We start from the raw sequence: 22,503 nt of genomic DNA on the forward strand, positions 1-22,503 counted from the left end.
CTTTCCACTATATACATGCAACAGTTCAGACGGCTTATCTTCCTGGCCGAAAATGCCGGTCATGAATGGCAATGGCCTCCGCAGTGGTGGTCATCGCTGTGGCAGTCATGGTCACCTTCATGATGATGATTGCACATGGTATCCGGATCATAATTCAGGCTGCCTTTTAATAAGGCATCCACTGCCTCATCCGCGGCTCCTGCGGCTCCCGGATATAAATCAATCTCTGCTTCTGAAAGCGCCATCCTGGCTCCCATGCCGATTCCGCCGCAGATCAGGGTATCAATTCCCTTATCCTTTAAAAATCCGGCCAGCGCGCCATGTCCTTCGCCCACGGTATTGATCACTTCACTCTTAACCACCTTGCCGTCCTCCACATCATATACCTTGAACTGCTCCGTATGGCCAAAATGCTGGAATACCTGGCCTGCTTCATATGTTACCGCTATCTTCTTCATTGTGAAACCTCCTCATCTTTTCCTTTGCTGCAGCAATGCATCCCGCGGCTCTCCCGCTTCATGCATGCCCTCTCACAGCACTGTCCGGAATGAGGGCAGATCCTGTAATGTCCGCCTCCGATTTCCAGCCGCTTCCCATTGATCAGCGCATCCGCCAGCTTCTTCCTGGCGCCGTCATAAATCGCCTGGACCGTGGTCCGGGCAATCTCCATCTGGCCTGCGCATTCCTCCTGGGTACAGCCCAAAAGATCGATTAAACGGATCGCTTCATATTCGTCCAGGGTCATGTCGATGATCTCAGGATCAGCCTCCCTGTGACATGGCGCGAATGCGGCAAATTCCGGCATCGCACATATTCTGCGTTTTTTTTGCGGACGTGGCATAACAGTTCTCCTTCATTTCTGACATATGTCATATATTACTCTTATTTCCGACATATGTCAAGTATATTCTGACAGATTTCCAATTCACAGGTTACTGGTCACAGCCGACAGGCCGGGGCTTCCGCCAGGGGCCGCGAACAGCAGCCTTCACAGCCCTTACGGTCCAATGGTGAGGGGCACGCCCACCTGGCAGTATTCCCATAAAATATCCATTACCGAATTATCCACCGCAATGCACCCTGCGGTCACACCGCCCGGATAACGGTCCCCGTGGATTTCAATGGCCCCGCCCAGAGCGGTATCCCAGGGCGGCGTCTCTCCCGCCTTGTTGGCCTGAATGATGGCATCACGTTCTTCCGCCGTGATAATCCCCGCTTCATATCCCCGTTCCGCATCCGGTATGGCCGGATAAGATACGCCCAAAGCCAAATAATAGGAACTCTTGTCATTCTTCAGGCAAACGTAAAAGTCTCCGCTGGGCGTTCTCCGGTCACCCTGCACCTCTTTATCCCCGGAGCCCGATTCCTCACCTAAAGAGGCCGGATAAGTTCCGATCACCACGCCGTTCTGCTTCAGCGTAACTTCCTTGTTGATCTTGCTCACGTAAATGGTCACCCCGTTGGTAGAAGGTTTCACACGGGCTCCCGGGCCCACCACGCCGGCCTGGCTTCCCGCAGCAAATGAAAATGTGAGAACCGCGGTCAACAGGGCCGTCAGAATCCGTTTGTTTCTGTTTACTGTCCTTTTTTTCATGTCCTGCTCCTTGTCAGCCTGCAGCCGTTCAGGACGTTTATCCATCCTGACGTCTGCGTTATATGTATCCTCATAGTATCAGATACTTTTTAGTATACCATCTTTGGAATAATTTGCATTTTACGAAATTCTTACAATCACAGAAACAACCATGGAAACAAAAGCCTTGCCGTGAAACAGAATCTTAAACGATCAGGTTCTCTTTTAAAATCTGATCCACATAGCGCTTCGCGTCTTCGCCCAAAGGCATAAACGGGCTTCTGGGATCTCCCACAGGATTGCCCTGGGTTTCCAGCACGTATTTGACAGCCGGAATCAGGCCCACATTGCAGAAAGCTTCCATGATATGATTGGCTTTATGCTGCATAAGCCTTGCGTCGTCGATTCTGCCCTCCAAAAACGCGTCAAAAATCTTCTTATAATGAGGGAGCATACAGTTAAATGTGCTTCCGATGGAACCATGGGCGCCCAAAGCCAGGCCAGCCACCATAGTCTCGTCAAATCCATTCCAGATCTTCAGTTCCGGATTCAGTTCCAGAAAACGTTCCATCTGATATACCACCTGATTGGTATGTTTCACCCCTTCAATGGCGCTGCTTTTAAACAATTCCCTGTAATCAGGCTGGTTCAAATCGAATTCCCGCTTCGTATTGCCCGGGAAATTATATACGATAACCGGCATATCCGCTGCCGCTGAAATCTCATAATAATATTTACACACCTCTTTTGGGGAAAATCCGTAATACAACGGCGGGGTTGCCGCAATCCGGTCAAATCCCAGCCTTTTGGCCTCCACTGCGAATTCAATGGACTCTTTTGTAGACAGGCTTCCCACATGGGCAATCAGATCCGTTCTTCCCTTCAGCCCGGAAGCGATCTCAAATGTGCTGATTCTTTCCTCGTGGGAGAGCAAAAAGCATTCCGCGCTGCTTCCTCCGATAAAAAAACCGGCAGCTCCTTCTTTTAAATTGCGCTCCATCAGCGTTGCAAGCGCATCCCCCCATACCTTGTCATCCTGTGTAAACGGGGTCACAGAAGCTACATAAATTCCCAAATCACCTGCATTCATAATCCTTCCTGTTCCTTTCTCCTTATATTTCCTTATGCCCTGCAATTCCTAATCATGCCATAATAATACAAAGCATCCTACATTTTCCGATTATAGCACAAAATATCTGATTGCGGTATCTCAAGTTTCCTAAATCTGCATCCCGATATCTCTTTTCTATTAGACAATTATGTGTTAAAATAGACAGGATTCGACTTAATGAAAGGACTGTGAAGATGACTGAATTTAAAAAATGCAAACCCCTGCTGTTAGCCGCCGCCCTGTCCGCCTGTATGCTGACGGCCTGTACCAAGGCCAAACCCATAACGGCGACGCCTTCCAACGCGGAAGAAACTGCGGCAGCCTCCAACGAACTGCAGATGCCGGACGGAATGAAACGCTTAACACCGGACGGCCCTGAATATGAATACATAGAAAAGATGGATATCCCGGAAACGGAGCCTGCGCCTGAATATTTAAGAGACGGCGTACAGCATCCAAAAGTGGCAGAATTACAAGCCCGGCTGATGGAACTGGGATTCATGGAAAATGATGAACCAACCGAATATTATGGCCCTGTTACCATGGCCGCTGTCCGCTCCTTCCAGAGGCAGAACGAACTGGCCATGGACGGCATTGTGGGCAGCGCTACCTGGGATGCCATCATGGATCCGGGAGCCAAGTATTATGCAGTGGCCAAAGGCGTTTCCGGCGATGATATCAAACGGATTCAGAACCGGCTTTACGAACTGGGCTACCTGCCCACAGCCGATCTGGTAACCGGCAATTTCGGCGATACTACGGAAGCCGCCGTATTAAAGCTCCAGGAAACCAATGGCATCAACATGGATGGTAAAGTGGGCTGGCAGACGCTGAACCTGATGTACAGTGATGAAATCAAACCCAATATCCTGGCATTTGGAGAAAAGAGCGAAGTGGTGCTGGCCGCGCAGAACCGTCTGAATGAACTGGGCTACATGACTTCCAAGCCGGACGGAACTTACGGAAGCGACACTTCCCTGGCAGTCAAACAGTTCCAGTCCAGAAATGACCTGGTAGTCGACGGTTATTTAGGGCCATCCACCAGAATCGCCTTAAACAGTTCCAGCGCCCGCCCCAACGGTCTGGTTCTGGGCGACAGCAGCGAAGCTGTAGAACGGGTTCAGCAGCTTCTCAGCAAGTACGGTTATCTCTCCTCTTCCAATGCGACCGGATATTTCGGCGAGCTGACGGAACAAGCGGTTAAGTCCTTCCAGTCCAACAACGGCCTGTCCGCGGACGGATCGGTTGGAATCATGACCATGGCGAAGCTGACTTCCGATAAAGTGAACAAAGCCCCGGCTAATTCAGGAAAGACCACTTCCGGCGGCGGCTCCAAGAACAATAACGGAGGTAGTTCCGGCGGTTCTTCCGGCAGCAGCGGCAGCGGCGGTTCTTCTGGCGGCGGTGGCGGCGGCGGAGCCGGAGCAAGCGCGTTGATCTCCATCGCCAGTTCCAAACTCGGCAGTCCCTATGTATGGGGAGCCAAAGGGCCCAATTCCTTTGACTGTTCCGGTTTTGTTTACTGGTGCCTGAACCAGGCCGGCGTCAGACAGAGTTATCTTACTTCCTCCGGCTGGCGGAATGTAGGAAAATACACGAGAATCAACAGCATTTCGGCCCTCCAGCCAGGAGATATCATCGTAGTGAGCGGCCACGTGGGCATTGTCGCAAACGGCGGAACCGTAATCGACGCCTCCTCCAGTAACGGTAAGGTTGTTCACCGGAGTTTAAGCGGCTGGTGGTCCAATAACTTTATCTGCGGATGGAGAATTTTCGGATAGAATGAGAGAGCCTGTCCCTCATGGATTTAATGTTTTCCGGGACAAACTGTCCTATTGTAATAAAAAGAAGGCCCCAACCTGTTAACAGGTCCAGGGCCTTCTTTTTTATGGACATAGTTTTACAATAACTTCCCCGTCTCTGACCTCAAAAATGCCGTCCTCAAGCGTCTCTTCCCGGTTGATCTTCTTCACATACTCCACAACTTCATTAAATTTCAGATCCTCCGGCTCCAGAATATAAGGAGCCCCGTCTTCCGGCAGATAGGCGGGAAGGAAGGACACGGATTGGATCTTTTTGTCCTTAACCGTCCATTTCACAACCATGGACAGATAGCAGTCCATGGGAAAGCTTCGTTTTGTGGTCTGAAAAGCGGAGCTGATGGCTGTCATTTCCGTGTGGTTTTTGGATGTCTTCATATCCTGGCCAATGGCCTTCTGGTCACGAAGCATGTCCGTCACTTCTTCCATGGCAAAATTTCCCAGGCTGTAAAAAATCGCCTTTCCTTTGTACACCTCAACAGGCTTCAGAATATGGGCATGATGTCCCAGAATCAAATCAGCGCCGTGGTCAATGGCAAAATGGGCGTAATATTTCTGATAATCAGCCAGAACCGCCTCTTTGAAATGGATTCCCCAATGGATCGATACCACCACCAGGTCCGCCTTCTGTTTCGCCTCTTCAATGTCCTCTATCATCCGTTCCAAATCTTCCGGATGTGGAAATGTATAAATCCGGCACGGCGTCCCCGGCTGGTCATGCTCCACGGGCACATAGGCGGAAATGCCCCTGGCCGGATTGCATCCCGGCCGTTTTTCCTGGGCCCAGAACCCCTGGGGCAGAATGCTGTTATAGCCCAGCACCGCCACCTTAGTCCCCTCCACATCGATCACAGGATACCTTCTGGCTGACTCTTCATCCTCTCCCGCTCCCGTTAAATACAGCCCCGCTTCCCGGATATGACTGCAGGTTTCACAAAACGCATCCCTTCCATAGTCCAGCGCATGGTTGGACGCAAAGGAAATCACATCAAATCCCGCATCCTTCATCACTTTTGCCAGTTCCGGCTTGGAACTGCAAGGCATCCTGGTGCAGGAAGATAAAACCCCGCTTTCACTGAGCACCGCCTCAAGCTGTCCAAAGGTCAGATCCCCTTTTCTGAATCTGTCCGCCACATGCGCAAATGACGATGATAAATCTTCTCTGTAAGGGGCGCAGTCCCCCACTCCATACATGACCAATTCTCTGTTTTCCATATTGTTGTCCATACCTTCCTTCATTTTTAATCCATCTTCGTTCATCACCAGCCCGGACCAGTCACCGGGCATCCTTAATCAAGGCACTTCATTTATTTGAAATAAACCCAATTCTTTTATTCCGCAATCCGGTGCATCCATTTTTTCGAAAGCAGACGCCAGATACACAGCACGCTCTTTAACACCGTGTGCCCCATGAGCGCAAAGTAAATCCAAAACGCTGAAAGATGCCAAACCAGACCAGCCATATATCCCAAAGGAATGGAGATCACCCACAAGAAAATGATGTCCGCAATCATCAGAAACCGGGTATCCCCGCCTGCCCTCAATACCCCTTTTGTCAAAATCATGCTGGTGCAGCGGAAGAATACGATGATTGCGATGGCCTCCATAAGCTGTCTGGCGATGAGCACCGTCTCCTCTTCCAGCGTATACATGCTGAGAATGGGTCCGCTGGTCGCCAAAATCAGCACACAGCCGAATATTCCCAGCAGGACAGCCAGAAAGAAGAAGGTAATTCCCTCCGTAAAAGCCCGCTCTTCTTTCCCTTCACCCAGCGTGTTTCCCACCACGGAAGAAGCCGCCGTTGCGAATCCCATGACCAGGATCGTGCTGATGTGGGACGTCACATTGGTCACCGAATTGGCGGCCACAAAGCCCGCCCCGATATGCCCCATCACCACGGATACCGCGCTGTTTCCCACTCCCAAGAGCATATCGCTTACCATCACAGGTATGCTGTATCTGGTAAATTTCCTCAACTGGCCAATGCAGGGCCTGAACAGGTCTTTAACCCGGTACATTATCTTTTTATCCACAAACAGGATATAACCCATAATAAAACACATCTCAAACGCACGGGCTGCCAGCGTCCCGATGGCAGCTCCCTGGATTTCCAGCCTGGGCATTCCGAATTTTCCGAAGATAAAAATGTAATTGAAAAAAATATTCAGGAAAAAGGAGATGCAAGAGCTGTACATGGGGATCCTCATCATTTTCACACTTCTCAGCACCTGTGTGGACACGATGGAAACAGCATAGAAAATCAGCGTATACTGAAGAATTTTCATATATTTTACGCCATACATGATCACCTGTTCATCCTTTGTGTATACGGATAAAATCCATGCTGAATTTCCCATCACAAATATCATACAGGCCGTTCCCGCGATCAGCACAATTCTGAACATCAAAGTCATGACCTGTTTAAGCTTCATCAATTCTCTGCTGCCCCAGTATTGGGCGGTGAGAACCGCAGCCCCGCAGCCAACTCCCATACAGAAGATTTGAAACAGCATAACGAACTGGTTTGCCAGGGCGGAGGCCGATAACTGCAGTTCTCCAAAACTGCCCAGCATCACCGTATCCATCAGATTAATGCCGGTGGTGATCAGGCTCTGGACCGCTACGGGAAGGACCAGCTTTATCACATGGAGATAAAAGTTTTTTTCTTTAATAATGGGCATATCATTTTATTCCTTCCATGCCGGAGCGCTTTTTGCGTCAATGCTGCGCGGCGCATTCCAATGTGTGGCTCCGGCTCAAATTTGGGCATATCTGCGCGGCCGTATTTTCATTATAAATTCATTTTCATAATAAATTCAAAATGCTGCAGCGGGCAGGGTTTTTGCCTTCCTCGGCTGCAGCATTCCGGTTATTATTTTAATTGTAACTGTATAGAAGGCTCATCCCCTGAATTGTCACTAATTATTCAAAATACAGATATTTAACAAATAAATCATTCTGCCCCCAGACATTGAATCCCTTCAGCTCTTTCACCCAGGCCCAGTTAACGGCCAGACGTGTATAAGCATAAGCCGGAACTTCATCCTGAAGAATCTGCACGATCTTGTCGGTCAGCTCTTTTCTCTTCGCGTCATCCGTGATCTGCGTGCTGGCAACTACCGCGTCTTCCAGTTCCTGGTTGAAATAACAGGAACGGTTAATTCCGTCTTTAGCAAAATAAGCATATCCCATATCAGCTACATAACCAGACGGAGCGGTAAATGCATTGGTAGCCATATCCCAGCCGCCTGCTTCATCATCAATTGCAGAGTTGTAAACCGCTTTTTCATAAGATGAAATTTCCGCTGTCAAACCGATCTGAGACAGCATAGCCTGAACGATTTCGCAGTTTGACAATAATGTTTTATCCTCATTTGTTATGATTGTGATCTTGGTTCCCTCTGCGATTCCGGCTTCCTGCAGCAGAGATTTTGCCTTTTCCACATCTAAAGAATAATATCCGCCCTCTTCCCATTTCGTATCATAGTCGATCATACCGTTGGACGGGAACGCGGTTGATACAGAACCAAATTTGTTCTGATAGATTGCCGCGAAAATCGCCGCGTTATCAATGGCATAGGCCACTGCCTGACGGACTCTGACATCATTGAAAATAGAATGTTCGCTGCAGTTAAAATAGAAGGAATTGGATTTGTATCCAGGTTTGATGATCGCGTTAAAACGGTCGTCGGATTCAATGCGTCCATAATCCGTCTGTCCCAGTTCCACAACCAGATCCACACCGCCTGTTTCCAGTTCGATACATCTTTGTGATACGTCGTTAATCACCTTGATATTTACATTTTTAATTGCAGGCGTTCCCTCCCAGTAATCTTCATTTGCCACCAGCTTGGCTGAGTTTCCGCCGATGTAGCTTTCCAATTTATAAGGGCCTGTTCCGATGGGTTTTTCTGCGAATTTATCCGGGCTGTTGTTATAGGAATCCTCATTCATGATCACACAGCTCTTAAAGCAGCTCATGAAATAGGCATCCGGTTTCGTCAATGCGATTTCAATAGTATGGTCGTCAATAATTTTTGTATTTTCAATATCAATGGTCTTCACATACTGCTTTTTAGCCGGATCGGCGGCATACATTTTGATGGAAAATATCACATCTTTGGCGGTAAAATCATTGCCGTCCGTATATTTAACCCCTTCTCTCAAATGGAACGTATAGTGGGTGTCGTCGGTCTGTTCCCAGCTTTCCGCCAAAATGGGAACCACCTCATAATTAAATCCATAATCGAATAAAGGTTCACAAATCTGTTTGTAAATGATGTTGGCAGACTGTCCGCCGCCTGTATTAAACGGACATAAGGAACCCGGATCGGAAGAGACCTGGATATTGACCGTATCTCTTGTACTGGATGCGGGCATCACCATCTCCTGCGCCAATGCGTCTTCGTCTCCTGCCGCTGATTTGGCGTCAATCGTTGCCGGCGCGGACGTGGTTTCCGTCTGTGACGATTCCGCCGTTTTCGCCTCACTGCCTGCCGCCGGCTGGCTTCCTTTGCCAGAACCGCCGCATCCCGCCATGCTGACCCCCATTACCACTGCCATAGTCAGCGCCATAACCTTTTTTAACTTCATAAATACCCTCCGTTCTGCCCTTGCGGGCATATATAATTTATAAATTATTGATTTCTTTCACCTTACAGCAGGAAACAAAATGTCCCGGCATAATTTCCTTCAGCTCCTGGGGCTGATGGCATTTCTCTTCCACATATGGGCACCTGGCCGCAAACCGGCAGCCCGGCTTCGGATTGATGGGAGATGTGATCTCCCCTTTCAGCAGGATGCGGTTTTTCTTCACGTGGATGTCCGGTATGGGAATCGCCGACAATAAGGCCTTTGTATAAGGATGCAGCGTATATTCAAACAGCTCATCCGAGGTGGTCTTTTCCACCATCTGTCCCAGATACATAACCGCAATTTCATTGGAAATATATTTCACAACCGACAAATCGTGGGTGATGAAAATGTAGGTCAGCCCACGCTGTTCCTGTAAATCCAGCATCAGGTTTAAAATCTGCGCCTGAATGGAAACGTCCAAAGCGGAAACCGGCTCGTCACATACGATGAAGCTGGGGTTTAAAGCCAAAGCCCTGGCAATTCCGATTCTCTGTCTGCGGCCTCCGTCCAGTTCATGGGGATAAGAGGTTGCAAGGCGTTCCGCCAGACCCACGGTTTCCATCAGGTTAAGCGTCTCCTTCTCCATCTCCTCCTTGCTCATTCCGCCTCTTAACACAAGGGGTTCCTGTATGATCTCACTCACCGACATACGTGGATTCAGGGAAGAAAAGGGGTCCTGGAAAATGATCTGCATCTTTTCCCTTAACTGCCGCAGCTTCTGTTTGTTCACATTGGTCACATCTTCGCCTTCGAACATGATTTTTCCGCCTGTGCTGTCCAGAAGGTGGAGAATGGTCCTTCCCAGGGTGGATTTTCCGCATCCCGATTCTCCTACAACTCCCAGCGTAGTCCCTTTTTCCAGAGAAAACGATACATCATCCACCGCGTGAAGAGTTCCCTTAGGAGTGGTAAAATACTTTTTTAAGTTTTGAACTTCCAAAATCGGTTCCATACTATTTCACCTCCCCTTTTCTGATACAGCGGCTGTAATGTGTGCCGCCCAAATGCGCCAATTCTATTTTATTATTCCTGCACCGTTCCGTGGCATAAGGGCATCTGGGTGAAAATGAGCATCCCTCAGGAAGATTCATAGGATCAGGCATCATTCCCGCAATGGGTTTCAGCCGTTTTTCTTTGCTCTTTAAGCTGGGAAGGGAACCGAAAAGCCCTTCTGTATACGGATGGCTGGTGTGGTCGAACAGTTCCTCCGCCGAACCAATTTCCACGATTTCACCGGCATAGGCCACGGCCACCTTGTCGCACATCTCCGCCACAATTCCCAGATCGTGGGTGATCAGGATCATGGAGGTGTCCAGTTCCTTCTTCAAATTATTCATCATATCCAGCACCTGGGCCTGGATGGTCACGTCTAAGGCAGTGGTCGGCTCGTCTGCCAGAAGCAGTTCCGGGTTGCAGGCCAAAGCCATGGCGATTACCACCCTCTGTTTCATTCCGCCGGAAAACTGGTGGGGATATTCACTGAAACGTTCTCCCGGAATGCCTACCATTTCAAGCATTTTAACAGCTCTGATTTCGGCTTCCTTCCTGCTGATATTTTCATGCAGGCCGATGGCTTCCGCGATCTGAAATCCCACCGTGTAAATGGGGTTTAATGCCGTCATCGGGTCCTGGAAAATCATGGAAATCTTGTTTCCACGGATGGTTCTCATCTCCCGTTCCGACATCTCGAACATATTTCTGCCCTCCAGAATGATGCTGCCGGAACGGATTTTGGCCGGCGGGTCCGGAAGGATTCTTAAAATCGCCTTCGCTATGGTGGTTTTGCCCGCTCCCGTCTCGCCTACCAGGCCCAGGGTTTCTCCCTTATTCAGGGAAAAGGAAACTCCGTTGACGGCGTGGACGATGCTGCCGTCGGCGGTATACTCCACCACCAGATCATTTACTTCGATTAATTTTTCCTGACTCATAGGTACCTCCTAGTTTTTCAGACGGGGATCCAGCGCATCCCTCAAACCGTCTCCCAGCATGTTCAAGGAAAGTACGGCCATCATAATAACCACGCCCGGAATGATACAAAGGTATGGATAATCTCTGATATATGTTCTTCCTGCCGACAGCATGGCTCCCCACTCAGGCAGCGGCGGCTGAGCGCCCAGACCCATGAAGCTTAAAGAAGCCGCAGCCAGAATTGACGACGCCACGCCCATGGTGATCTGCACGATCATAGGTGAAATGGCATTGGGCAGGATATGTTTCAAAATGATCCGGAAATCCGTGGCATTGATGGCCGTCGCCGCCTCCACATATTCCATTCCCCGCACACTCATAAATGAAGCTCTCGTCATTCGCGCATAGCCGGGAATCGTGGTGATGCCGATTGCCAGCATGGCGTTATTGATTCCAGGCCCCAGCGTGGTCGCAATGGCGATGGACATGAGCAGTGCGGGAACCGCCTGGAAAACATCCAGGAAGCGCATCAGCAGGTTATCCACTCTTCCGCCGTAAAATCCCGCAATGGAACCGATGATGATTCCAAGTGTGGATGCAATGGCAACCGATACGATGCCGATTTTCAAGGACTGCCGTCCTCCATATAAAAGCCTGCTCAGTATATCCCGGCCCAGATTGTCCGTCCCAAACAGGTGGTCGCCTCCGGGAGCTGCAAAGATATGGTATAAATCCTGCTGCTCATACCCAAAGGGCGCAATAATGGGAGCAAATATCGCGGCCAGGGTCATGAGTACGATAACAACCAGGCCCAGCATAGCCATTTTATTTCTTTTCAACCGGTGCATGATGATTGAAAACTGGCTTTGTTTTTTCTTTCTCTCTTTTACTTCCGTCACGTTCCTTTTCCCCCTCTACGCAGTTCTTTTTTTCGCCGTCTGATACCTGGATTTCATTCGCGGATCAGCGAAAGCGTACAGAATGTCAACCAGCAGCATGGACAGCGCGAATATAACGGCTACAAACAGCACCCCGCCCTGGACAACCGGATAGTCGCGGCTCTTAATGGCCGTAGACATATAGGATCCGATTCCCGGTATGGAAAAAATGGATTCCGCGATAATGGCTCCGCCCATCTGGCGTCCCAGCATGGTTCCCACCTGTGTGATGATGGGGATCAGCGCGTTGCGGAGAGCGTGGCCGTAAATAACCTTTCCTTCTTTCTGCCCTTTTGCCCTGGCAGTGATGATGTAATCCTGTCGTATGACTTCCAGCATTCCCGACCGGGTCTGCCTGGCAAGCCCCGCCGCACTATGTACCCCGATGGAAAAACACGGCAGGATATAACAGGTCCAGTGGCCGATTCCCGTTGCGGGCAGCCATCCCAGTTTCAGTGAAAACAAAAGTACCAGCATGAGCGCGAACCAGAAGTTGGGCATGGACATGGAAAACAGCGCCACCAGCATGGATGCGTTGTCCTTCCATGTATACTGGTTTACCGCAGCCATAACTCCCAGAGGAATTCCGATCACCATAGCGATCAGAACGCTGATTCCCGCAACCTTGAAGGTATAAGGAAATCTCTGAAGCAGCTCTGTCATAACCGGACGGTCATTGATATAAGAAGTGCCCAGATCAAAATGGAAAAATGCATTGTAAATATAGAGCAGGTACCGTTCGATAAACGGTTTATTCAGTCCCAATTCCACCCTGCATGCCTCCAGCTCTGCCGGAGTCGCTTCCGGTCCCATAATAATTGCGGCAGGATCTCCCGGTGTAAAATACATCAGCGTAAACACCAGAAACGATACGCCCAATAAAACGGGAATCATCCATAAAATTCTTTTTGCTACATAACGCCCCATTCCCTTATTCGGATTTTATTAAATCTAAAACCCTACTCTCCTTTCCTTTTAATTTCTCAATTGTTGTTTATCTTTATATAAGCAAAACCCGTGCCAATTTTTCTGCCGATTTCATGTTTTTTATTCATATATTTCTACAATAAAGTGTTTTAATATTTAATCCCTTTCACCTGAAAGCTATCAATTTTCCAAACAGGGGGGATTGAAAGGAATCTTTCACATTTCAGGCGGTGAAATGTTGATTTCATATTATTTTGGGTTTCGTATTATTTTTCACACCATGCTCTACTCGTCAAAGAAAAGGGAGCGGACAATACAGGCCGTAAATGTTTCAGCCTGTATTGCCCGCCCCCTATCTGGCGGATCACTTTATGATATTATCTGTTTACATTATTTTTGAATCCGTTCAGGGCAGCGGAACCGGTTTTGTCGTTCAAGAGGATTAGCCGCCTGAACATCTGCCGTTCTCTAAACAAATTCCTTTCTCCCCGAAGCATCGGCTATCATCAATTCCCCCCGGTACTTGGCAATTGTCCTTCTCGAAATCTCGATTCCCATCTTCTTTAATTCTTCCGATATCTTCTGGTCGCTCAAAGGTTTCCGTTTATTCTCCCGCCCGATCACTTCCATGATCTTCTGTTTCAAATCTTCCGGCGTGACCGGCCCTCCTGGGGCCTCCGCCACTCCCTTCACAAAGAAATAGTTAAGGGGGAAAACTCCCCTGGAACACTGCAGAAACTTATTGCGGATCGTCCTGCTCACGGTGGATTCATGGATTTCTAAGCGGTTTGCAATGGTCTGGAGATTCATGGGCACCCGTTTCCCGTTGGGATTTTCAAAAAATTCCTGCTGAATGGACACAATTTCTCTCGTCACCTTTCTCAGTGTACTGCCTCTCTCCTCCACACAATGCTGCATCCACTGGGCCTGCTGGTATTTGTTCTTTATGTACTCCTGGACTTCCTTAGAAGAATCCTGGTTCATCATCCTGAGATAATATTGGTTGAACGTAATTTTGGGCGTGTTCATATCATTTACCAGAATTTCAAAATAATCCTCAAATTTAACCACTGTTACATCCGGTTTGATATAACGCAGGGTTTCCCTGGAACTGAAGCTGTTGCCCGGTATGGGGTTCAGCTTCTGAATCACCCGGTAACAGACATCCACCTGTTCCACCGTAATTCCCATCTGCTCCGCCACCTGAGCAAAACGCCGTTTTCCCAGCTCTTCCAAATGCTGTTCCACCATCCGGGAAACATGCTCAAACAGCTCTTCATCGATAAAGCCGCTCTCCCGCATCCGTTCTAACTGGATCATCAGGCACTGGCTTACGTTCTGGGCCCCGACCCCGGCCGGCTCCACCGACTGAAGGATTTTCAAATACTTCTCCAAACGGCTGTGGGGAATCTTCATCTCCTGGGCCAGCGCCCAGGTATCCTCTTTCAGATAGCCTTTAGAATCCAGGGAACAGACCAGAAATTCCAAACATTCTCTGTCTTCCTCCGTATCGGCCAGCATAACAAGCTGGCTCATCAGGAAATCTTCCAGACTGTTTTCTTCCATGGCGAAATTCCACGGCGTCTTCTCCTCGGATTCCTCATATTCCTGGGCATAATACAGCCGGTTTTGTTCGTCCGCATGGTTCAGCCATTCCAGCTTCCGCTTTAAATCTTCATTTTCACCATTTTCATGCTTTTCTGTTCCGTATAAAAAGCCGGAAATCCCCTTTTCCATCTCCTCTAAATCGATCAAAGGATTTTCCAGAGCCTGTTTCTGGATATACTCTTCCAGTTCCTGCACGTCCATCTGAAGAATTTCAGCAGACTGGATCATTTTCTGCGATAAAATCTGTTTTTGTTCCAATGCCTGCTGATATCCCAGTTCTAACATTACCATCATCCCGTTTCTTCTGTGTTATCAGGCTCATTAAGCCCTACTTTATAAATTCTGCTTTCTAAACCTACATTCTAAATCCTGTATTCTAAACTCCTGCATTCTGAACTCCTGCATTCTGAACTCCTTCATTCTATCAAAGTTCCTCAAAGAATGCAAAAATGCTTTCCAATTCCTGCACCCAGGCGTCGGAGTGGTATCCTCCGCCGATCATCTGAAACCGGATATCCAACCCTTGTTCCTTCAGTTCCAGATACCGCCGTCTCATGTCCGCCGGATCATTGGAATCCTCAGTTCCCACCAGAAAATAAATGGGGCTCTGTTTCAGTGTTTCCACATCCAGATATTCGGTGAGCGGCATGGTTCCCGTGGGAACTCCCGCCCGAAACAGCCTGGGCCACTGGGAAAGCACATGGAAGGTGCCCACGCTTCCCATGGAATTGCCCATTACAAATATATGATACCTGTCAATATTCCATTTTTCAAGTACCAGATCCAAAACCTGTTTCAAATAATTCTGGGCGACCCTGTTTTCCCGCACCACTTCGGCAGAATAGAACTGGGGGTGCTCCGTCTTTTCTTCCGGCTCCGGAAACATGTGGACAGGCGGGATCACCCCTCCGTAATTGCTTCCGTGAACAAAGGAATTGGGGGCCAGCAGGATGTAACCGAATTTTTCCGCATAATACTGGAGTTTCTGGCCGCTCCTGATGAACACCGTATCCGAATTCCCATTGCCTCCATGGAGGCAGAGCAGCAGTTTAAATGGCTTGGTTCCGTCATAAGAGGACGGAATATACATGCGGTACACGTTGAGCCGTTTTGCTTCCGGCATCCATACGGTGTCATAGATATCGCCAATGGTCTTATTAAACCGGAAATCGAGCCTGTGTTCTGTAAAATCCTGACTGGACGGGCCGTCGAATTTCAATGCGCTGTCCTCTTCCCGGTCACAGATCCCAATGTATTTTCCGATGCGGAACACATATCTTCCGAATATCTTTTCCATGGTTTCCGCCACCGGAACATAAAGCCATTCATCCTTTTCAAATGGAACCCGCTTCAGCATAATCATCTTTTCTCCGCATTCCACATTCCGGTAATTGGCCTCAAACCGCATTATTATACCGCTGCACTGTACCGTGCCGGAACCGGACAGTTTCCATTCCGGGCTGAAGATCTTAACGAGATCAGGCAGGGCCATATAAATATCCCCGTCATCCTCCACAGTCTGGCGGCTCAGATTGTGGGTGTACTGGTTCAGCATCACTTTTCTGCCGCCCGGCGAAACGATCATCATTTTCTGTGTAAAGCAGTAATTACGTCCTGTATAAGGTGATTTTATATCTTTTGTCCCGATTAATTGATTCATCTGCTACTCCGTTTCTGCGCCGCTGACTTCACCTAAGCCCATGACAGCAGCGCAGACATGGACTTATCACGAAAAATATAACTGTTCAGAACGGCTGATCTTCTTCACCGTTTTTCCCGCCTCCTGAACTATTACAGAAAAATTGTATTTCATTATATAATTAAGCAAATCTGGTGCCAACAATTGTATTTTTCACCGTATCGCCGGGTGATAAGGGCAGTTATTGGCGGCAGCTCAGTGAAGTTTTAACTGTTACCATTATTGGCACCAGATTTGCTTTAACTACAGGATAGAGATGAATAGAAATTAAACAATGGCCAATCAAAGGAGGTTTATCATGGGACTGATCAATTATGATTTTTACTCAGCAGTCTTAAACTGCGCAACCAGAATTACCGTCACCCTTCCCGATATCAGCAGAGGGCCTCTCCGGGGAAAAAGCCTGGATGAAATCTACAAACCGGGACGGAAGTTTCCCACCCTCTATCTCTGCCACGGAGGAACCGGAGATTCCACAACCTGGTACAGGAACACACAGCTGGAATTATTTTTAAATGAGAAAAATATGATGTCCGTGTCCATCGACGCGCCGGAGACATTTTACTGCGATATGAAATACGGACGGCCCTATTTCACCTATCTGACCGAAGAGATTCCAAGGCTCGTCCAGACCCTTTTTCCTTCCTCCCCATTGAGAAAAGACAATTTCATCATGGGCTTTTCCATGGGCGCCCACGGAGCTATGAAAGCCGCTCTGCGCTGCCCTGAAAAATTCGCCGCGGTCATGTCCGTCTCAGGGGCCAAAGACCAGGTTAAAATGCGGGAACTGGCGGAACAGCGGGGCATCAAAGCCAGCTTCAACGTAATCGACGCGGCCTTCGGCCCCAAAGATGAGGTGAGGGGAAGCGAAAATGACCTGATCTGGCTGGCCGAACAGCTTTCCCACTCCAGCACCGAGCCGCCTATGATCTTCACCGCCTGCGGAACCGAGGATTACGGCCTGCCGCTGTGCACAGAATTCCACGAATATCTGGACAGTCTGGGGCTTAAAAATAAGTTTATTACACAGCCGGGCATTCATGATTATTACTTCGCCAACAAAATATTGAAGCTGACTTTGGATGAATTGTTTGAGGTGGAAAATCCGTTGGGAAATTGAGGTTTTAAGGAGAAAGTTATGCAGAAAAGCGGGGAGGGTAGTCCGATGCCCCTGAACGGCAAACTCCTCATGACTTCACCGTTCAGGGGCATCTCAGAAACTGATTCGGTTTTCAGTTTCTGTCCGCCTTCTTTGATGATGAAAGCCTAAGTTCAACTAAACGGTTTCCACACGAACCCTGTATGGTTTGTTTCCCTCGTTCCGGTCCCCGGACTTCGTCCCCGCCCTCCCTGCTTTTCTGCTGGTTTTCTCATAAACAAGAAATTAAAAACAATTTTGAGAATTGTAGACAAATTTAACATTGAGCGTGACGCTAACTTAAAGCAAAAAATGGTTGTTTTTTCTTCTATCAATTGCTATACTTACTGTACATATTCTCGGACGTTTATTCTAATTCCGTCTGGAATCAATAGGCAGAATCCTGCCGTAATTCCCATTTTATTTATGAAATAAAAGAGTCTTTAGATACCGTAAATTTGATAAGATATGAAAGAAATTTAATTGTATTGTTCTCCCTGCTTCTGGTATAATGAATATACCAGAAATATTTCTTTTATATCTTATCCTCCAAAATGAAAGGAAAAGGATATGAAAGAAAAGAAAAACAGTACAATCAGGGAAATCCACGACCAGGGAGCCAAGGCGGTGTTCGAAGATCCTATTTTATGCGCCGAATTTCTTCGGGATTACGTAAATCTGGATATTTTAAAAGATATTTCTCCAGACCAGATTACGAATATCTCCGAACGATTCGTGTCCCTGTGGGATGAAGAACGCAATTCTGATACAGTGAATAGGATTGAACTCAGAGATGGGAGCATGCTGTATTTTATTGCTCTGATCGAACATCAATCCTCGGTATCATTTGAGATGTGTATGAAACTCCTTCGTTATATGGTGATGATCTGGAACGATTATGAAAAAGAGATGGAGAAGCTTTCGGAGGGGGTAACAAAAACCAGAGATTTTAAGTACCCGCCGATTCTGCCCATTGTGTATTACGAAGGAACCGGCATTTGGACGGCGGCAAAGAGGTTTTCCGAGCGGATTTATCTTGCGGATGTATTTAAAGATTATATCCCTGATTTTGTATATGAAGTGGTACGGCTGCACGATTACACCAATAAAGATATCATTAATTTCGGCGATGAATTGTCTCTGATCATGCTGATTAACAAACTGCGTAATTCAGAAGATTTTAAGAATCTGGATGGAATTCCGCCCGAGTATTTCGAACATTTGGAAACTCATACTCCGGATTATCTGCTGAAACTGATCAGCACAATTGTGGCGGCATTTCTGCACCGGCTTAATGTGCCAAAAGACGAAGTAGCTGAATTTACTGATATGATTAAAGAAAGGCGGATCAGTATGTTGTTTGATAGTTTTGAAGCTTATGATGTTCAGGAAACCAGAAGGCTGAGCCGTGAAGAAGGAAGGCTGGAAGGAACGCGGGCATGCTTAATTAAGTTTTTACAGAAACTTGGTGAACTTCCAGAAGAACTAACTTTACGGATTGAAGGCGAGAAGGATATGAATGTTTTAATGAACTGGCTACTACTGGCTGGCGATGCAAAAACTATTGATGAATTTGAACACCTGTTATCCAAAGAAAAAGTATAAAGTTTTATGTCCTCTGAAACTTAATATTAAACCACCAGCAGAAAAGCGGACCGGGGAAGGGGCCTTCCGATTTTGGCCTCCTGACGGTTCCCCGGTCCACTTTTCTGCGTAACTCCCGCAAAAAGCAAAAATTTCTTCCTTTTTATACCCCTTCCCTGCTAGGCACCTTCTTTTCCTGGAGCGCGCTCACAGGCGCCAGCACAGCCATATCCTTATCAGGATAATACTCCATACCGATGTCCGTCCCGGCCAGCTTATCCGGCGTGAAATACCTCTTTCCGTTAATTTCCGTTTCACCGGAAATTTCTATTTGAAATCTTTCTTTCACATATTCCGATGAAACCAGTATCCTGCCCTGGCCGTCTTTCACTGCCGGAGCATAATCCATTTTACGGTCTTTGTAGTCTTCCACAATATCAAAACTTCCCGGAACCATCACGCTCTTTTTTACCACCGGGCCATTTTTCAGATTCCGGTCGAAAAAGAACCTTATTGCATTTGTGATCTCCGGCTTCATCCCATATTCGCCATTGGTATTGCTGAACATAAAACAGTCCGCGCCGTAGCGGTTGCACGTCTCGAAAGTCCGGTAAGTCTGACGGTTGGGAATATCCACCCGGGTCATACCCAGGCCGGCGTATAAAACCATGGGCGGACAGTCCGGGCCGATATAATTGACCGGGCTGGCGCCTCTGGCGCGTCTCAGCATTTCGTCCATCTCAGGGTCAGAACCCTCTTTACCGCTCTCCAGATAATCCCTGAGCACCTTCACCCCTTTTCCTTCACCGGCAAATCCGATCACCTGGGCCAGGGGGGAAAATGGGCCGTCCGTATTTTTAAACTTCTGAAGCTTTACCTCTTCTCCGGCATGGGAGTATTCGTCCAGCAGGTCCTTTCCCATATAGAGCAGGTCCGACCAGCCAAATCCCACTGCCGCCGCCTGTACCCGGCTGGAAATGCCTTCATTTCCGGCCACATTTCCTTCCAGTTCCGGAACCGAACCGGCGGCGGCCAGCATGAGAGCTGAATTTCCGCCCAAAGACTGCCCGTAACACCCGATCCGGTCCGGATCGATCCCCAGCTCCTGTGCATGAGCCCGGATGTAACGGATATTCGCCTTGATATCGTAAATGTAATCCGGGAAACAGTTGGGCGGATAAGGCCGCAGATCGATTCCTATCACCGTGTAGCCATTTTGGGTGAATTCCATGACCTGGGGGCGTATCATGGACGGAGTTGCGCTGTATCCGTGTATGTATACAATGCAGGGCGCATTTTCACTGCCGTCGAAAGAGCGGAACACTTCCATATACAAAGTTTTGGAATCCGGGACATACAGGACTTCTTCCCTGGGGCTTACCGGTACCCGGTCCAAAAACAGGCTGCGTTTGGCCGGAAACAGAGAAACCGCCTTGTCTCCTCCCCGGTAATCCTGGAGAATGCCGTCCATAACCGGATACCCCTCCTGACGGAACGTGAATCCGGCTTTAAAATAAGCGGCCCCGTCCTTCATCTTATATTCCATTTCAGGCGAATCCGACTGGAATTTGTGCCAAATGCCTCCGCAGTAAAGGTACGTATGGTTCTTAAAAAAGTACAGCGAACCCGGACCTTCCTCTTCTCCCATCTTCACAATGCCATTGTAAACATTTTCCGTGTGCTCCACAAATGGTATCCGCACAAATGAAGCCAGTTCCCCACCCTGGCACAGCCTGATTTCAGGCAGATTTGCCGGGTCATACATGTTGTGCTGGAAACACTGGCTGTTGGCGCAGGTGACGGTGATTCTGATCCGGCTGCCCTTTTGGAATACATAGGAAACCGGCTCAATGTGAAACTGCAGATGCACCGGCTGATCCATGCCTTCCTCCAAACAGGCCTCCATATCTGCCCGCATACAGGGATGATAATGAGCTCCGCACTCATTCCAGGCCTTTCTCGGCAGGCTGGTTCTGTGGGACGCCCTCTGGCAGCCAAATGACACATATTTCGACGTACCGTCTGCCAGCACTTCTTCCAGATAGACGATGAAATCCGCGTCGTTCTGGGTGCATGTCACCCACAGATCCACGCTGGTTACGCCTGTCATTTCATTCTCATACATTTTAAAGAGGGGGGCGCTGGTGAAAGTCAGCCCTTTTTTGTCCACCCCTTCCGTCATATCCCCATCCCAGGTCAAATGCATCCGGTCCATGGTGCTGCCTTCTCCATCGTCAAACACCTGGATGGATGGATCCACCCGGTACTGTGCAAATGAAGTTTCCTCCGGCTTTTTCTGAACCAGACTGCCGTCATTGACGGAATTTACGGTATCCGATTTCTTTCCAGACAAGTAAAGGGTCATGGGCCGGACCGTTTCCAAAGGCCAGGTATCGCTGCACCTCCAGTGCTCCCCCGGCTTCGCCTGCTGGGTGTAGTAGATGAAAGGCGGTTTCTGGAAATATCCGTTGTCTTTTCCCTTTAACACCGCGTCAAACCATTTTAAATGTTCCGCTTTAAAGTCGAACTCCCCTTCCGGAAATCCTTTGGTCCCCCGCCTGCTCTCCCGGTGGTCCCAGGGCCCTATGATAATGCTGCCGCCCCATTCTTTTGCCGCCATAAGCTGCCCAAATGCCCCCGATTCTATGAAACCCGCAAACTGGTGCACTTTGATCCCGCTGTTTTTGAACACCTCCAAATCCGTGTCCGGCGGAATGGTAAGATTGGTCTGTTCCCCGCCCAGATTGGGATTTGAATCATCCCGGCACATGTCTTCTAACAAAAGCCAGCCCATAAACGCATGGTTTTTTCCATACTGCCCCGTCTCATACGCCTCATAGGCCATAGTTCCGTCCGAATCCTCATCCACCGGAACCACGGTCTTTAACAGTTCTTCTTTCGATAATTTCTCTTTCGGCACATGGCTTCCCGACTGATTTTTTCTTCTTGGAAGAGCCGAAACCCCGTTAGGGTAATCCTGGTAATAAAAATCCGGATTGGCAACCACGGGGGTGATAGCTTTCAGCGCCTTTCCCGGAGCCGGTTTCGCCACAGCCGAGGCGAACTGGATCAGCCCCCGGTTGGATCCCCCGTAGGCAGCCACCTTTCCGTCGCTCCATTCCTGGGCTTCAATCCAGTTTAAAATGCAGGTAACATCCTGGCGGTTGTCGATGCTGCAAAAGCTGTCATTAGTGCCATAGGATGCGCCGCAGCCCCGCATTTCCGCCACCACTCCCACATATCCGTAAGGAACGCAGTGGTGGATGATATCCGGCCCGCTGGCATCCGTAATATCTCCATATCTCCCGCCTCTCGAAATCAGCAGAATCGCCGGAAATGGCCCCGGCGCCGGCGTACCGTCTTCCTCAACAGGACGGATGACGTCCACAGCCAGTCTGGTATTGTCAAAACCGGGAACATATAAGGAAAATTTCTGATAGGATGGATAAATGGGTTCTCCAAATCCTGAGTATTGGCCCGGCAACGTATTTCTTTGCATAACAGGTCCCCCTTTTCATTTCATTTAGTCTTTCCCTGTTATTTTTATAAGCAAGAAACGTTC

At 48.6% G+C, this 22,503-nt stretch carries 18 protein-coding genes; 4 read left to right on the forward strand and 14 right to left on the reverse strand.

Translation table 11 applies throughout. The features are described 5' to 3' along the window. Nucleotides 1–59: 59 nt before the first annotated feature. The 4 genes from GPL15_RS08265 to GPL15_RS08280 all read right to left on the reverse strand — a co-directional run bounded on the left by GPL15_RS08265 (nucleotide 60) and on the right by GPL15_RS08280 (nucleotide 2,663). Entirely contained in the window at nucleotides 60–458 is a 399-nt protein-coding gene (locus GPL15_RS08265; RefSeq protein ID WP_215697866.1) for a NifB/NifX family molybdenum-iron cluster-binding protein, read from the reverse strand. Then, nucleotides 455–841 (reverse strand): DUF134 domain-containing protein, encoded by a 387-nt coding sequence (locus GPL15_RS08270; protein ID WP_215697868.1) that lies wholly within the window; start codon nucleotides 839–841, stop codon nucleotides 455–457. Before GPL15_RS08270 ends, GPL15_RS08265 begins: the two co-directional genes overlap by 4 nt. Before the next feature lie 156 nt (nucleotides 842–997). Further along, nucleotides 998–1,594: a L,D-transpeptidase gene (locus GPL15_RS08275; RefSeq protein ID WP_215697870.1), complete on the reverse strand. Its 597-nt coding sequence runs from the start codon at nucleotides 1,592–1,594 to the stop codon at nucleotides 998–1,000. Nucleotides 1,595–1,778: 184 nt separating this feature from the next. Further along, complete coding sequence (locus GPL15_RS08280) at nucleotides 1,779–2,663, reverse strand: dihydrodipicolinate synthase family protein (RefSeq protein WP_215697872.1); 885 nt, start codon at nucleotides 2,661–2,663, stop codon at nucleotides 1,779–1,781. A gap of 215 nt (nucleotides 2,664–2,878) precedes the next feature. Here GPL15_RS08280 and GPL15_RS08285 point away from each other — a divergent pair, with 215 nt between their 5' ends. Then, complete coding sequence (locus GPL15_RS08285) at nucleotides 2,879–4,465, forward strand: peptidoglycan-binding protein (protein ID WP_346344918.1); 1,587 nt, start codon at nucleotides 2,879–2,881, stop codon at nucleotides 4,463–4,465. A gap of 105 nt (nucleotides 4,466–4,570) precedes the next feature. Here the strand turns inward: GPL15_RS08285 and GPL15_RS08290 are convergent, their stop codons facing one another. From GPL15_RS08290 to GPL15_RS08330, 9 genes are all read right to left on the reverse strand, one after another. Further along, nucleotides 4,571–5,743, reverse strand: coding sequence for a CapA family protein (locus tag GPL15_RS08290; RefSeq protein WP_215697874.1), 1,173 nt, complete (start codon nucleotides 5,741–5,743; stop codon nucleotides 4,571–4,573). A gap of 92 nt (nucleotides 5,744–5,835) precedes the next feature. Next, on the reverse strand, nucleotides 5,836–7,185 hold the full coding sequence (locus GPL15_RS08295; protein ID WP_215697876.1) for an MATE family efflux transporter: 1,350 nt from the start codon (nucleotides 7,183–7,185) through the stop codon (nucleotides 5,836–5,838). A gap of 241 nt (nucleotides 7,186–7,426) precedes the next feature. Continuing rightward, nucleotides 7,427–9,097 carry an ABC transporter substrate-binding protein gene (locus GPL15_RS08300; RefSeq protein WP_215697878.1) on the reverse strand — a complete coding sequence of 557 codons (1,671 nt, stop codon included), beginning with the start codon at nucleotides 9,095–9,097 and terminating at the stop codon, nucleotides 7,427–7,429. A gap of 37 nt (nucleotides 9,098–9,134) precedes the next feature. Beyond that, nucleotides 9,135–10,091 (reverse strand): oligopeptide/dipeptide ABC transporter ATP-binding protein, encoded by a 957-nt coding sequence (locus GPL15_RS08305; RefSeq protein ID WP_215697880.1) that lies wholly within the window; start codon nucleotides 10,089–10,091, stop codon nucleotides 9,135–9,137. A gap of 1 nt (nucleotide 10,092) precedes the next feature. Beyond that, nucleotides 10,093–11,067, reverse strand: coding sequence for an ABC transporter ATP-binding protein (locus GPL15_RS08310; RefSeq protein WP_215697882.1), 975 nt, complete (start codon nucleotides 11,065–11,067; stop codon nucleotides 10,093–10,095). 9 nt (nucleotides 11,068–11,076) lie between these two features. After that, nucleotides 11,077–11,946 carry an ABC transporter permease gene (locus GPL15_RS08315; RefSeq protein WP_346344919.1) on the reverse strand — a complete coding sequence of 290 codons (870 nt, stop codon included), beginning with the start codon at nucleotides 11,944–11,946 and terminating at the stop codon, nucleotides 11,077–11,079. Between the two features lie 15 nt (nucleotides 11,947–11,961). Next, nucleotides 11,962–12,912, reverse strand: a complete 951-nt coding sequence (locus tag GPL15_RS08320; protein ID WP_215697884.1) for an ABC transporter permease — start codon at nucleotides 12,910–12,912, stop codon at nucleotides 11,962–11,964. A gap of 468 nt (nucleotides 12,913–13,380) precedes the next feature. Next, a complete protein-coding gene (rpoN, locus tag GPL15_RS08325) occupies nucleotides 13,381–14,814 on the reverse strand; it encodes an RNA polymerase factor sigma-54 (protein WP_215697886.1) in 1,434 nt (477 codons plus the stop codon). Nucleotides 14,815–14,944: 130 nt separating this feature from the next. Further along, complete coding sequence (locus GPL15_RS08330; protein ID WP_215697888.1) at nucleotides 14,945–16,180, reverse strand: hypothetical protein; 1,236 nt, start codon at nucleotides 16,178–16,180, stop codon at nucleotides 14,945–14,947. Nucleotides 16,181–16,517: 337 nt separating this feature from the next. On the opposite strand from GPL15_RS08330, the gene GPL15_RS08335 reads away from it, so the two are divergent. From GPL15_RS08335 to GPL15_RS08340, 3 genes are all read left to right on the forward strand, one after another. Next, a complete protein-coding gene (locus tag GPL15_RS08335; RefSeq protein ID WP_215697890.1) occupies nucleotides 16,518–17,339 on the forward strand; it encodes an alpha/beta hydrolase family protein in 822 nt (273 codons plus the stop codon). 18 nt (nucleotides 17,340–17,357) lie between these two features. Then, a complete protein-coding gene (locus tag GPL15_RS27700) occupies nucleotides 17,358–17,489 on the forward strand; it encodes a hypothetical protein (protein ID WP_275950468.1) in 132 nt (43 codons plus the stop codon). 438 nt (nucleotides 17,490–17,927) lie between these two features. After that, nucleotides 17,928–18,962 (forward strand): Rpn family recombination-promoting nuclease/putative transposase, encoded by a 1,035-nt coding sequence (locus tag GPL15_RS08340; protein ID WP_215697892.1) that lies wholly within the window; start codon nucleotides 17,928–17,930, stop codon nucleotides 18,960–18,962. Nucleotides 18,963–19,104: 142 nt separating this feature from the next. Here the strand turns inward: GPL15_RS08340 and GPL15_RS08345 are convergent, their stop codons facing one another. Beyond that, nucleotides 19,105–22,440, reverse strand: coding sequence for a CocE/NonD family hydrolase (locus GPL15_RS08345; RefSeq protein WP_215697894.1), 3,336 nt, complete (start codon nucleotides 22,438–22,440; stop codon nucleotides 19,105–19,107). Nucleotides 22,441–22,503 lie beyond the last annotated feature (63 nt).

This window comes from Clostridium sp. MCC353 (assembly GCF_018785315.1).
Taxonomy (GTDB): domain Bacteria; phylum Bacillota; class Clostridia; order Lachnospirales; family Lachnospiraceae; genus CHH4-2.

Coding starts and splice junctions, on each gene's coding strand:
- GPL15_RS08305 (WP_215697880.1), bottom strand. CDS start 10,091: ATGGAACCGATTTTGGAAGTTCAAAACTTAAAAAAGTATTTTACCACT.
- GPL15_RS08330 (WP_215697888.1), bottom strand. CDS start 16,180: ATGAATCAATTAATCGGGACAAAAGATATAAAATCACCTTATACAGGA.
- GPL15_RS08295 (WP_215697876.1), bottom strand. CDS start 7,185: ATGCCCATTATTAAAGAAAAAAACTTTTATCTCCATGTGATAAAGCTG.
- GPL15_RS08280 (WP_215697872.1), bottom strand. CDS start 2,663: ATGAATGCAGGTGATTTGGGAATTTATGTAGCTTCTGTGACCCCGTTT.
- GPL15_RS08275 (WP_215697870.1), bottom strand. CDS start 1,594: ATGAAAAAAAGGACAGTAAACAGAAACAAACGGATTCTGACGGCCCTG.
- rpoN (WP_215697886.1), bottom strand. CDS start 14,814: ATGATGGTAATGTTAGAACTGGGATATCAGCAGGCATTGGAACAAAAA.
- GPL15_RS08310 (WP_215697882.1), bottom strand. CDS start 11,067: ATGAGTCAGGAAAAATTAATCGAAGTAAATGATCTGGTGGTGGAGTAT.
- GPL15_RS08270 (WP_215697868.1), bottom strand. CDS start 841: ATGCCACGTCCGCAAAAAAAACGCAGAATATGTGCGATGCCGGAATTT.
- GPL15_RS08300 (WP_215697878.1), bottom strand. CDS start 9,097: ATGAAGTTAAAAAAGGTTATGGCGCTGACTATGGCAGTGGTAATGGGG.
- GPL15_RS08290 (WP_215697874.1), bottom strand. CDS start 5,743: ATGAAGGAAGGTATGGACAACAATATGGAAAACAGAGAATTGGTCATG.
- GPL15_RS08265 (WP_215697866.1), bottom strand. CDS start 458: ATGAAGAAGATAGCGGTAACATATGAAGCAGGCCAGGTATTCCAGCAT.
- GPL15_RS08340 (WP_215697892.1), top strand. CDS start 17,928: ATGAAAGAAAAGAAAAACAGTACAATCAGGGAAATCCACGACCAGGGA.
- GPL15_RS08320 (WP_215697884.1), bottom strand. CDS start 12,912: ATGGGGCGTTATGTAGCAAAAAGAATTTTATGGATGATTCCCGTTTTA.
- GPL15_RS08285 (WP_346344918.1), top strand. CDS start 2,879: ATGACTGAATTTAAAAAATGCAAACCCCTGCTGTTAGCCGCCGCCCTG.
- GPL15_RS27700 (WP_275950468.1), top strand. CDS start 17,358: ATGCAGAAAAGCGGGGAGGGTAGTCCGATGCCCCTGAACGGCAAACTC.
- GPL15_RS08335 (WP_215697890.1), top strand. CDS start 16,518: ATGGGACTGATCAATTATGATTTTTACTCAGCAGTCTTAAACTGCGCA.
- GPL15_RS08345 (WP_215697894.1), bottom strand. CDS start 22,440: ATGCAAAGAAATACGTTGCCGGGCCAATACTCAGGATTTGGAGAACCC.